Below are 12,367 nucleotides of genomic sequence, written 5' to 3' on the forward strand. Positions count from 1 at the left end.
TTAGGCATGAGAAAAATAACAACAGCAACGCTTGCCCTATGTATGGCAACCCTAATGGGGTGTTCTTCAAGTGATGACGAAGAAGAACTGGTGCTTCCAGAAATAGCCAATCAATTTGAAACTGATGTGGTATGGCAAGAATCAATTGGTAGTGGTGTAGAGCATTACTTTTCACGCCTATCACCTGCTGTTTATAAAGAGACAGTGTATGTTGCTAGCCGTGAAGGCCAAGTAGAAGCCTTATCACTTGCCAATGGCGATACCCAATGGGAAACCGACGTTCGCCAAGATTTATCGTTTTGGCCTTGGAGCGATAACGATAGTGCAAAATTATCAGGCGGAATATTACAAGCTTATGGTAAAATCTATTTAGGCTCTGAACATGGTTATGTAATTGCACTTGACCGTGAGACTGGTAAAGAAGTTTGGCGTAAAAAAGTACCTGGCGAATCACTCTCTAAACCCGCTGCAGGCGATGGCTTAATCTTTGTCAATTTAGCCTCAGGTAAGTTACTTGCGCTTCACCCAGATACTGGTGAAGAACGCTGGAGCTTTGAGCAAGAAGTGCCACCGCTAACTTTACGCGGTCAAAGCTCACCTACTGTGGCTAACGGTGGTGTGTTACTAGGCTTAGAAACTGGTAAGTTAAGTGTTTTAATTTCTGAGAGTGGCTACTCGGCATGGAGTGCAGAAATTGCAGTGCCAAAAGGCGCATCAGAGTTTGAACGTTTAGTTGATGTAGACACGCAGCCAATCATTAGCGGTCCATTTGCTTATGCTATTGCTTACAATGGTAACTTATCAGCAGTAGATATTCGTTCAGGTAATGTTGTATGGAAACGTGAATACAGCAGCTACCGCGAAATTAGCATGGATTTGCAAACAATTTACGTTGTTGATAGTAACGGCGTTGTTTATGCACTTGATAAAGATTCGGGCATTGAACGTTGGAGCCAACCCGCTCTACGTGGCTGGTACTTAACAGGCCCAGCGGTTGCCGGTAATTATTTAGCGTTAGGTGACCAAGAAGGCAATTTGCATTGGTTAAATAAAGAAACTGGCGAGCTAGTATCTCGTGAAGACTTTGACAGCTCAGGTTTTTTTGTTGAGCCCGTTGTCGCTGACGATAAATTGATTTTATACACCCGCGATGGTGAAGTTAGCGCGGTAAAAATACCGAACTAACTGTCTACTATTAGTGTAAGGCACTAATAGTTAATTATTTTTTGTAAGGCTTCGCACTGCGAAGCCTTTTGTTGTTTTTTAAAGAGGTAGTTTATGCTTCCCGTGATCGCTCTTGTAGGGCGACCCAATGTGGGCAAATCCACATTATTTAACCGTTTAACACGTACTCGTGATGCACTCGTTGCCGACTTTCCTGGCTTAACGCGTGATAGAAAATATGGCCAAGCAAATTACGATGGCTTTGAATTTATCGTGGTAGATACGGGCGGTATTGATGGCTCAGAAGAAGGTATCGAAACCGAAATGGCTGATCAGTCATTACTAGCCATTGAAGAAGCGGATATTGTTTTATTTTTAGTTGATGCTCGCGTGGGTATGACAGTGGCTGATCAAGCTATTGCTAACCACTTACGTAAGCAAGAGAAAAAATGTTTTGTTGTTGCCAATAAAACAGACGGCATTGATGCTGACTCAAACTGTGCTGAATTTTATCAACTTTCACTTGGTGAAGTTCATCATATCGCTGCCGCACATGGCCGTGGTATTACTTTACTGCTTGAGCAAACTCTTCAGCCTGTTATTGCTGAACTTGCCGCTCTTGATGAAGATGTAGCCGATGACGATGAAGAACTTATCGACTTATATCAAGAAGGTGAAGAAGATGACACCGATCACCAAGCGTTTGCCGACAAGCCGGTAAAGCTGGCAATTATTGGTCGTCCAAATGTAGGTAAGTCAACCCTTACTAACCGTATACTAGGTGAAGACCGTGTTATTGTATACGATATGCCAGGTACAACCCGCGACTCAATTTACATTCCGATGACCCGTAACGACAAAGAATATATTCTTATCGATACCGCTGGAGTGCGTAAACGTAAAAAAGTAAGTGACGTGGTTGAGAAATTCTCAGTCATTAAAACGCTACAAGCAATCGAAGATTGTAACGTCGTGTTATTAGTGGTTGATGCCCGCGATGGTATTTCTGATCAAGACTTAAGCCTGTTAGGTTTTGCGCTTAACTCAGGGCGCTCATTAGTTATTGCCGTGAATAAGTGGGATGGTCTAGATAACTACGTTAAAGACCGTATTAAGACTGAGCTTGATCGTCGTTTAGGCTTTATTGATTTTGCCCGCCTACACTTTATCTCTGCTCTGCATGGTACCGGTGTTGGCCATTTATTTGAATCAGTTGACGAAGCATATGAGTCGGCAACTAAGCGAATTAGCACTGCTATGTTACGTCGTATTATGGACATGGCACAGGCCGACCACCAGCCGCCACTTGTTCGTGGGCGTCGTGTTAAGCTTAAGTATGCGCATGCTGGGGGCTATAACCCGCCACGTATCGTTATTCATGGTAACCAAGTGCATGACTTACCTGATAGCTACAAACGCTACTTAATGAACTACTACCGTAAAGCACTTAAAATTATGGGTACCCCAATCAAAATTGAATTTAGAGAAGGCGATAACCCATTTGCAGGGCGTACTAATAAAGTAACCCTGTCGCAAAAACGTAAAATTCGCGCGTTTAGTAAAGAAAACCGCAATAAATCATAACAGCTTTAATTGAGTCAGTTTCATAAAATGGCGTACTTTATAGTACGCCATTTTTTTATGATTCAAAATTAAGTCATGTTAATTACGCTAATTCGCTTAATTACGTGAGCTATTTTGAGGTAAGAAAACCATCTCGATAACATGGCACGATTTTCTTATTTAAGCTGAACTTTGGTTGAGATAGGTTTATTATCCACAGTCCAGATTATTTAATTTTTCTCGGCATTTGCTCCTGCATCCATGCCGTCGCAGATAAAAACTCTTAACGCGGTTAGCATCTGATTTTATCCAGTAAATTAATTAAGTATTATTGCAGACAAGTACGCTTATAATCCTTCATATTCAGCTTCCCTTGGCTTTAAAATATGTTCTTGGCAAGTCATTTTGTTCCAACAATCCGTTTCAGGTACACCGTAATACCAGGCTCTAAAAATCGGTTGATACTTTTCAATCACCCGTTGTTGCATACGTTTTGAAAAATGGGGTAAGTACATAGTTTTGATCACCGTAATGTGCCTTTTAATCGTCTTTCCTAAATTAAAGCGCTCTTGCCAAAGCTGCATTTTTCCATTGAAATGCTCATTACTATCTAGTGCCGCGTTCTGCATCATCACTTTGCCTTGCTCTGCCCACCCAGCTACTTTATTCATTTGTTCAGCAAACGGCTTAACGGTAAACGTGATATGTATGGGATCATCAGCATCGGTGGGCCCAAAGCCTCGCGTAAATACATTGTAGTGATAATTAGGATGGGTAACCTTAAAAAGAATTGTTGCATAGGCATTGGGTTGTAATAAATCCACACGATCCCGTGGGAAGGTAATTGGCTTATTAGCATAGGCAGTTTTAAAGTATCTATAACCTGAGTCTATGCCACAACTACTATGACCACACGACTCTGTATACACAGACTCTATCAAAAAAGGAAATTCTGGCACTGAGCCATCCTCTGTTTCAATCGTCACAACAATGGGTCCGCGATAACCATGCGCTTTATCAAATAAAAAATCACAGCCCGATGTCAAAAAACACGCCAGTAGCACACAGTAAAATTGCAGTGCAGTTTTACGCTTATAGTCCTTCATACTCAGCCTTCCTTGGTTTTAAAATTTGCTTTCTACAGTCAACCATATCCCAACAATCCGTTTCAGGTACGCCGTAATACCAGGCTCTAAAAATCGGTTGATACTTTTCAATAACCCGTTGTTGCATACGTTTTGAAAAATGGGGTAAGTAAAAAGTTTTGATCACCGTAATGTGCCTTTTAATCGTCTTTCCTAAATTAAAGCGCGCTTGGCGATACCGAATGTCTGCTTTTTTATATTCTCTGCTCTCAGGTGTAAAGTTTTGCATGTCTTGTTTAGGGCCAGTCGCCCACCCAGCTACTTTATTCATTTGTTCAGCAAACGGCTTAACGGTAAACGTGATATGAATAGGATCATCAGCATCGGTGGGCCCAAAGCCTCGCGTAAATACATTGTAGTGATAATTAGGATGGGTAACCTTAAAAAGAATTGTTGCATAGGCATTGGGTTGTAATAAATCCACACGATCCCGTGGGAAGGTAATTGGCTTATTAGCATAGGCAGTTTTAAAGAATCTATAACCTGAGTCTATGCCACAACTACTATGACCACATGACTCTGTGTACACAGACTCTATCAAAAAAGGATACTCTGGCACTGAGCCATCCTCTGTTTCAATCGTCACAACAATGGGTCCACGATAACCATGCGCTTTATCAAATAAAAAATCACAGCCTGATGTCAAAAAGCATGCCAGTAGCACACAGTAAAATTGCAGTGCGGTTTTACGCTTATTGTCCTTCATACTCAGCCTTCCTTGGTTTTAAAATTTGTTCTTGCAAGTCATACTTTAATTGGCAACATTTGCGAATTAAAAATTAATGTAGCGGACGAGACTAATTTATTACTCAAAGTTGAGTACTGCCAATTGCACCAGCCGTTCAACTGTGGTGCCTTGAAGGTTTTTAGGCGCTTTAGGATAATATTTCGATTTTGGCGTTTTAATAGTTATAAACCCATGATTGGTGGCCATTTCGTGGGCTAGCAGTTTTCGTTCTTTGGGTGTTAAATGGTTTTCATGTATTTTGCTTAATTCGCCACTATCAAGCCATATTCCCGCACAGCTTGGGCATTCATCTATTTCAACTGCTTTTAGCGGTGAAAAATACCTACGCATCATCACTATGCTTGGGCATTTAGGGCAATTCACTCGCATTGCGACTTCACTCTCACCTTCGGCATAATTACTTAAATACTTAAGTAAAATCTGACCATGTTTTAACCCTGGCGAGCTAAATTTAAAAATTTGGCTGTTATCAAAAAATACGCCGCCTAACGACGATGTATAAACAGTGATTCCGCCAACTAATATAGGCTCCAATGGTGTATTCGTTCGAGGGCACAACATTTTCAAAATCCTTTTTATTTTAATACCTAAAGTTAAATAGTTATTCTAATGCTTTGTGTATCAGGCCGATTAATGGTGGTAGCAATGTAGTATGACCTGCCAATACAAACTCATGTGCATCATCTGACATTTTTTTCACGTACAGCAAGTAATCCAAATCCATTTCTCTTCATCATAATCGGATTTCGAACCTGCAAAGCTAAGCATGAAATGCTCAATAAATATTTGGGTGTTGGCTATTCGCCTTATCAGTTAGCAAAATACGTTATTAAATATCGCTACTCCAATATGTTTTATTTTAAACACCAGTAAAACAATAAGCTAGACTGCTGTTAAAAACCAACGCATTAATTGAGTGAACTTGTTATTATCGTAAAATAGGCACGCGCATGAATAACAATTAAAACTCTAAAAAGTGAAATTCAACATGTTTAAAAAAACAATTTTAGCTATTTGTTTAGCAGCCACCTCGCTGCCAAGCTTAGCCGACAGTAGCAGCGACTTAACAACCATTATTGATAACCATTGGGAAAATGCGAAAGCAGAAAAAATATTTTTTAGAACCGATCCAGACGGTTGGAAACCAAACGGCACATTGCCAAATTGGAGTGAGCAAGCCATTGCTAAGCGCCAAGCTTATAACAACAGCGTATTAAAAAGCTTAGCCAGCATTGACCCAAAAACACTCAACAACGAGCAGCTAATGAACTACCGCTTATTCAAATATGAGCGCGAAACCGAGCAACAAAGCTACCTTTATCAAGATAAGTATTTTCCGGTTAATTTTTTAAGTGGCTGGCATACTTACTTTGCAGAAGCGCCAGCTAACATGGCCTTTTTAACTGCCGAGGATTACGATGCATTTTTAGTTAGCCTTAGTGACTACCCTCGTTTTAATCAGCAAAACATTAATTTAATGAAACAAGGCATTCAAACCGGTTTTACACACTACTGCGAAACGTTTAAAAGTTATGGCCAAAGCATTAACGCTCATATAGTTAAAAAACCTGAGAATAGCGCCTTATATGAGCCATTTACCCGCATCCCTAATACATTTACTGCAGCGCAAAAAGAAACTTACCAAAATAAAGCTAAAACATTAATTGCCTCAAAAGTTGTGCCTGCTTACGAGCACTTTTACGACTTTTTTGAAAACGAATATATGCCGCACTGTAGATCGCAGCCGGGTATTGTAAGTATTAAAGGTGGCCTTGATTATTACAAGTACACGGTTAATTACTACACCACCACTAATGCTACTCCTAAACAAATTCATGAACTTGGTCTAAAAGAAGTGGCGCGCATTAAAGCACAAATGCAAGCCATTATTGATAGCGTTGGTTTTGAAGGCAGCTACAGCGACTTTTTAAAATTTTTAGCAACCGATGAGCAATTTTACGCAAAAGACGCCCAAGACTTGCTAGAAAAAACCGCTTTTATAACGCAAAAAATGTATGGCAAACTCCCCACTTACTTTGGCCATTTACCGCGTAACACCTTTACTATAAAAGGCTCAGCGAGTCGTGGTGCGTTTTATATGCCACCGCCAGATAACCGCTCACCTGGCACTTACTTTTTAGCCTCAACACCTAAATTGCAGCCTTTATATAATTTAGAAGCACTTAGCCTGCACGAAGCTATTCCTGGGCATCATTTACAAAACGCCATTGCAATGGAGTTAGACGTTCCTGAATTTAGACGCACACTGAGTCACTCAGCTTTTGGCGAGGGCTGGGCACTTTATACAGAGCGTTTAGGTAAAGAAGCGGGCTTTTACCAAAGTCCATACAGTGACTTTGGTCGTTTAGGCTACGAAATGTGGCGCGCAGTGCGCTTAGTGGTTGATACCGGCATTCATGCCTTTGGCTGGAGCCGCCAAAAGGCGATTGATTATTTGGCTGATCATACCGCCTTGCCACAAAGCGCCGTGGAAGATCAAATAGACCGCTATATTTCTTGGCCAGGCCAAGCGCTTTCATACAAAATGGGCGAAATTAAAATACGCGAACTGCGTGCAAAAGCCGAAAAACAGCTAGGCGCACAATTTGATATACGCAGCTTTCACGACACCGTTATTGGTCAAGGTTCACTTCCTATGGCGGTACTTGAAGATGTAATTAACGACTGGATAGCACAGCAGAAATTAGCTATTTAAGATACAACGGAAACAAATTGGGAGGCGGTATTGTTACCGCCTTTTTTTAAAGCCCTATTAAACACCTTAAAACTAATCTCTGCTCGCTTTTGCTTCGTAAAATAAATGATTTTAAAAACCAGAGCATAAGTATGAAAAAACGTATTCTGTATTGGCTGCAAAATGATTTGCGCATTGACGACAACCCCATACTCAATGATTTATCACAACAACAATGTGAGTTGGATCTCGTCTTTGTGATTAACCCTGCTTGGTTTAAAAGCAATAACTACCAACAAAAACCCTATGGTGTCCACAAACAACGCTTTTTAATGCAAAGCCTATATGAGCTACAGGAGTCTGTTTTAGAGCTTGGCCAAACTTTACATATTATTGAAGGCGATCCAGTTGAGGTATTAACACAGCGTATTAATGAGCTTAGCATTGACGAAGTTGTATATAGCCAGCAAATAGGTGTATATGAGCAACGCCAAATTAGTGCTCTTAAGTCAAAATGCACGACTGTGGTATTTAAATCTGTGATGCAAGATACCTTATATCAACAACAGCAACTGCCCTTTGAACTAGCTAATTTACCAACCGGCTTTACACCTTTTAGAAAAAAAATTGAAGCGGCAGAAATTAGTTTAGCCACACATGCATTTTCAGCAGCAAGATTGCCTCCACCTATTATACTTTGCGCAAAACAACCGATAGAAAAGCCAGCAACAGGGAATACACAATTACTTGGTGGGCATCAGGCTGCGCTTGAGCACTGCCAGCAGTACTTTTCATCGGCTTTACCGAGTAGCTATAAAATCACTCGCAATGAGCTGGATGGCTTTGATAACTCAACAAAATTTAGTAGTTGGCTGGCTTTTGGCTGTATTAGTGCCAAGCAAGTTTTTTGTGCTGTAGATGCTTATGAAGCGCAGTATGGCGCAAATGAGTCAACTTACTGGATCAAGTTTGAATTGCTCTGGCGTGAGTATTTCAAGTGGCATGCGATTAATGTTAAGCATCAGTTATTTACCTTTAAAGGTAAGAAACAAAGCTCGCCACTTAACACGTTTAGCCCGAATCGTTTTGCTAAATGGTGCCAAGGCAGTACACCTTACCCGTTAGTTAATGCCATTATGAAAGAGCTAAACGCAACGGGCTTTATTAGCAATCGCTCAAGACAAATCGTTGCTAGCTGTTTAGTAAACGAACTACAACTAGACTGGCGTTATGGTGCGGCTTACTTTGAGCAACAGTTAATCGATTACGATGTGGCGTCGAATTGGGGTAATTGGCAATATATTGCTGGAGTTGGTGTTGATCCGCGCGGCGGACGTCACTTTAATTTGCAAAAACAAACCCAGCAATATGATCCGCACGGTGTATACATTGCCAAGTGGCAAGGAAATGAGCACTGCGATGCACAATTAGATGACTTAGACGCCGCTGATTGGCCAGTGTAAAAATAAAACCTCAAACATAATACTGGCTAGCTGACTCTCGTTATAAGCCCAAGGTTAAATCTTGGGCGAGAGTGCCGCTGGGTTTTTCTACTACGCGGTTAACTTCAACCCCGTTATGCTTAATAATAAAAGTGGGGGTATATTGTAAGTCATGCGCCAGGGCAATACTTGCCTCATCACGTTTGTCATAACCGACTGTAACAAAGGTTATTTTCGAAAGTTTAACCTTAGACTCATCGAGTAACTTTATTAATCGGGGGACTTCACGGGCACTGTCATGACACCACGTGCCTAAAAGCACTAACACCTCTTTACCTGCTAATTTTTGCATCAATACAACGTCTTGCGGTGTGGGCGAAAATGTTTGGTATTGCTTAGCAAATTTATCGTGCTCGCTTAATAAACGCTTAGCAGTCATAGCGTCCGAGTGTGGTTTGAGCGTTGCATTCACTGCCAGTGGTAAACTCAACATTAAAAGTAAAATTAATTGTTTAAACATAATCTTATACTTAAATAGTGTTTTAGTTACTATACCCACAATCGAGCTTAAGTAAATAAAAGTTACTTGCTTTTATCCATAAAATCATCCACTTGTGATAAAACGGCTAAGTACTCACGTTTGGCTTCTTTGTTTTGTTCTAATTTATCTAAGTCACCGATTAACGTTACTAATTGCGTATGTGAATAACTCGACGTTGTTTTAAACTCGTTCGACGCCCCCACACCACTGAGTCGTTTTCTTTCATCCATACTATGACTATCTTCATTTTTCTCGAGCCAAATATCATTAATAAGACGAATATTACTCTCACTGGTGGTGGTTTCTTTCAATTCTTTTTTTAGCTCGTATTGAGATATTTCGGGATTAAACTGATACACTTTTTTATCTACATCCACCTCATGAGCCTGATCAAGGGCAACCAATTCGTTATTTTTTACAGCGGTACCAATAGTGTAATTTTCTTGTTTGTCATAATAATCAGGAGGGATGTCAGAGCGGTTACCTTCTTCATAATTAAAACGCGTGCTCGCCGTTTTATCTTGAGTAACCCCAGTTAACCCTGCTGATTTTTGGTGTTCTGTATTTTGACTCAGCTTTGTGGTGCTTGTTGCTATGTAATCCCCCTGATCCATTGCAAAAGAGAATTTTGCATCAAAATCAGCTAACTTAGAAATACCATCGCCTAAGGAGTTTTTATTACTACTTCCTAGTCCTTGGTAGCGTGGATCTTTGGTGATCATGTTGTCAACTAAATTAGCGACAAGCTCGCGTCCATTAGTAAACTGCTTTGTAGCAACCGACTCAATTTCACTGTAGCGCTCAGCGGCTGATGACATACTACTAAACGCACTTTTAAATACAGCCAACCCTTGTTTCATTACTTCATCACTTTTTTGGCCAAACGCCGAACGTGTACTTTTCTCAGAGCTATTGAGCTGGCTATCTTCTAAGCTTTTATCGAGCGCTTTTATGTATTGTTGCATTTGGCTTTTGTCTTGAGCGCCAATGGTTGACATATCAAGCGAAAAATCAATATTGTTTTGTCCGTTTACCGATTCAAACTCCAGTATTTGCTGCTCAGAATCCTCATCAAGGGTATAACTTAAATTAAGCTCATTATCTATTCCAAGGAGCGCTCCATCAGCATCACCAGTATTTCCCTCTGACGTTGAAAAGTACAAATCAAAACCCGAAAGTTCTTTGTTATCAAAATTGCTTAGAAAGCTTAAATCTAAATCAGCTTGGTTTGCGGGTACGTAACGACTGTAAGCGCTTTGTTTAGCCTTAAAAAATTCATCCGCCATTTCACCAACACCAGAAAGTACTTGCGTTAATGCTTGGTGTTCAGTCTCAGATAAGTCGCCATCTACTTCATAACTTATGCTAAATTCGTCAGTGGTTTCGCCTGTTTCCTCATCATAACCTTGCGCAGAATGAAAGGCGATATTGATAACATCACCTTCTTTGGTTTTTACCGAAAGCTCAAACCCATAGTTATCATCGTCTTCAAATCGCTCGCGATTAAAGCTTTCCATGAAAGGATTAAGTGAGCGTTCAACACGCTGTTGGCTAGATGCTAAAAATGTTTTTTGATTAAATCCCAGTTGCCCCAAGTTTGATAAAATATCGCTAGTGTTGGCATAAGCACCTTGGATATTTTTTACCGAAGAATTTAAGCGCTCAATTAACTGATCGCTACGTTCGTTTTTTAATAAGCCCTCTTGCTGAGAGCTTATTACCGTACGTAGTGCAACCTCTTCACTAGAGAGCTTATAATTTGAGCCACTGGGTGCGCTGGAAATCGTGAGTAACGAGGATAATTGCTGATTAAGTATTTCATCGACTTGTTGGTCACTAAACTGACTAAGCATTTCATCAGTGATTGTTGCCGAACTTGGCGCTAAGTGAGCACGCGATTGCAAACCTGTGGGCATACTGGTTTGGTTTGAATTATTGACCGATTGGGCAAGCAACGCATTTAAGTTAGCATAATTGCCTTGTAGTTTATTAACCATGATTATCCTTAATCTGCAGTACAATATAAATACGGTATCGGCCAACGAATTAAAAGCTTTAATTCTTTTTTTATTATTTAAAAATAAAGTATTTACGCAAAAAACATACTTTAAAAGTAATTAGCAGGTTTTGGCAAGCAGCGACTTTAATATGTCTGGTACAAACTTGCGCTGCGCGGTAATGGCATAGAAGTGCTCAAACGCATCGGGTAAACGCTGATATTCAACTAGTAGGCCTTGTTCTATTTCATCCTTTACTACAACTGATGGCAATACCGATAACGCACCACTATCACGGGCAAGTAATCGCAGCATAGCCATATCATCAGCCTCTGCTTTTATTTTTGGCTGATACTGCCAACGAGCACACAAAGCATTAAATGAGTCTCTAATAGCAGAAGTTTTAGCGGGTAACACCCACTGTGCATCCGTGTAACCTGTTGGAAATTGGCCACGTATTTTTTTATCAGCTGGACCCACTATAGCTAATGGCTGACGAGATACCAACTGACTTTGCCAAAGCTGATCGTAGTGCTCAAGCCCGATGGGTTTATTAGTTAAAACTAAATCCAGTTCGTGTTCTGCCAAGCCATTTAACAGCCCATCCATACGCCCTGCAGTCAGCGAAAAGCGTACTTCGTCATTGCTCATTAAGGGATTAATAAACTCTTCGATAAAGTTACGAGAGAGCGTATTGAGCACTCCGATTGATAAATGCTGGGTTTGCGAAATCACCCCTTTATGAATAAAAGAAGACAGTTCTTCCCCTTTGGTGAATATATCGTTGGCGTACATTTGCACCCGCTTTCCCATATCGGTTAATGCGAGTGTGCGGCCTTTACGTTCAAATAACTCAATATTAATAGTGTGCTCTAATTGTTTTATTTGCGTAGAGAGCGCTGACTGTGACAAATGCAGCTCTTTCGCGGCTTGGGTTAAGTTACCAATGCGAGCAACCGACCAAAAATAATATAAATGATGATAATTTAAACGGCTCATTATTGTTCTCTTTTATAGAACGTTTACATGCATTATATCTATTTTTATTTAGTTATCTAGTTTGCCATACTTT

Annotated in this window: 10 protein-coding genes; 4 read left to right on the plus strand and 6 right to left on the minus strand. The window is 40.4% G+C overall.

From position 1 onward, the window contains the following. The first annotated feature begins 6 nt into the window (after positions 1 to 6). Together bamB and der are read left to right on the plus strand one after the other, a co-directional pair. Positions 7 to 1,185 (plus strand): outer membrane protein assembly factor BamB, encoded by a 1,179-nt coding sequence (bamB, locus tag AC0VZ5_RS18275; protein WP_054201418.1) that lies wholly within the window; start codon positions 7 to 9, stop codon positions 1,183 to 1,185. Positions 1,186 to 1,278: 93 nt separating this feature from the next. Then, complete coding sequence (der, locus tag AC0VZ5_RS18280; protein ID WP_010389444.1) at positions 1,279 to 2,748, plus strand: ribosome biogenesis GTPase Der; 1,470 nt, start codon at positions 1,279 to 1,281, stop codon at positions 2,746 to 2,748. Positions 2,749 to 3,074: 326 nt separating this feature from the next. Here der and AC0VZ5_RS18285 read toward each other — a convergent pair whose 3' ends face one another. The 3 genes from AC0VZ5_RS18285 to AC0VZ5_RS18295 all read right to left on the minus strand — a co-directional run bounded on the left by AC0VZ5_RS18285 (position 3,075) and on the right by AC0VZ5_RS18295 (position 5,181). Next, positions 3,075 to 3,833: a hypothetical protein gene (locus AC0VZ5_RS18285; protein ID WP_475474828.1), complete on the minus strand. Its 759-nt coding sequence runs from the start codon at positions 3,831 to 3,833 to the stop codon at positions 3,075 to 3,077. Then, entirely contained in the window at positions 3,820 to 4,578 is a 759-nt protein-coding gene (locus AC0VZ5_RS18290; protein WP_475474829.1) for a hypothetical protein, read from the minus strand. Before AC0VZ5_RS18290 ends, AC0VZ5_RS18285 begins: the two co-directional genes overlap by 14 nt. 99 nt (positions 4,579 to 4,677) lie before the next feature. Next, complete coding sequence (locus tag AC0VZ5_RS18295; protein ID WP_475474830.1) at positions 4,678 to 5,181, minus strand: TFIIB-type zinc ribbon-containing protein; 504 nt, start codon at positions 5,179 to 5,181, stop codon at positions 4,678 to 4,680. Between the two features lie 427 nt (positions 5,182 to 5,608). Between AC0VZ5_RS18295 and AC0VZ5_RS18300 the strand changes: the two genes are divergently transcribed. Together AC0VZ5_RS18300 and AC0VZ5_RS18305 are read left to right on the plus strand one after the other, a co-directional pair. Beyond that, positions 5,609 to 7,336 (plus strand): DUF885 domain-containing protein, encoded by a 1,728-nt coding sequence (locus AC0VZ5_RS18300; protein WP_475474831.1) that lies wholly within the window; start codon positions 5,609 to 5,611, stop codon positions 7,334 to 7,336. 131 nt (positions 7,337 to 7,467) lie between these two features. Beyond that, positions 7,468 to 8,778: a DASH family cryptochrome gene (locus tag AC0VZ5_RS18305; protein WP_475474832.1), complete on the plus strand. Its 1,311-nt coding sequence runs from the start codon at positions 7,468 to 7,470 to the stop codon at positions 8,776 to 8,778. Between the two features lie 40 nt (positions 8,779 to 8,818). On the opposite strand, the gene AC0VZ5_RS18310 is transcribed toward AC0VZ5_RS18305, so the two are convergent. From AC0VZ5_RS18310 to AC0VZ5_RS18320, 3 genes are all read right to left on the minus strand, one after another. After that, positions 8,819 to 9,277 carry a TlpA family protein disulfide reductase gene (locus tag AC0VZ5_RS18310; RefSeq protein ID WP_475474833.1) on the minus strand — a complete coding sequence of 153 codons (459 nt, stop codon included), beginning with the start codon at positions 9,275 to 9,277 and terminating at the stop codon, positions 8,819 to 8,821. A 62-nt stretch (positions 9,278 to 9,339) separates the two neighbouring features. After that, positions 9,340 to 11,295: a hypothetical protein gene (locus AC0VZ5_RS18315; RefSeq protein ID WP_198522858.1), complete on the minus strand. Its 1,956-nt coding sequence runs from the start codon at positions 11,293 to 11,295 to the stop codon at positions 9,340 to 9,342. Positions 11,296 to 11,415: 120 nt separating this feature from the next. Further along, positions 11,416 to 12,294, minus strand: coding sequence for a LysR family transcriptional regulator (locus AC0VZ5_RS18320; protein ID WP_138621673.1), 879 nt, complete (start codon positions 12,292 to 12,294; stop codon positions 11,416 to 11,418). Positions 12,295 to 12,367: the final 73 nt, after the last annotated feature.

The organism is Pseudoalteromonas sp. QJM3NY_12, assembly GCF_056173165.1.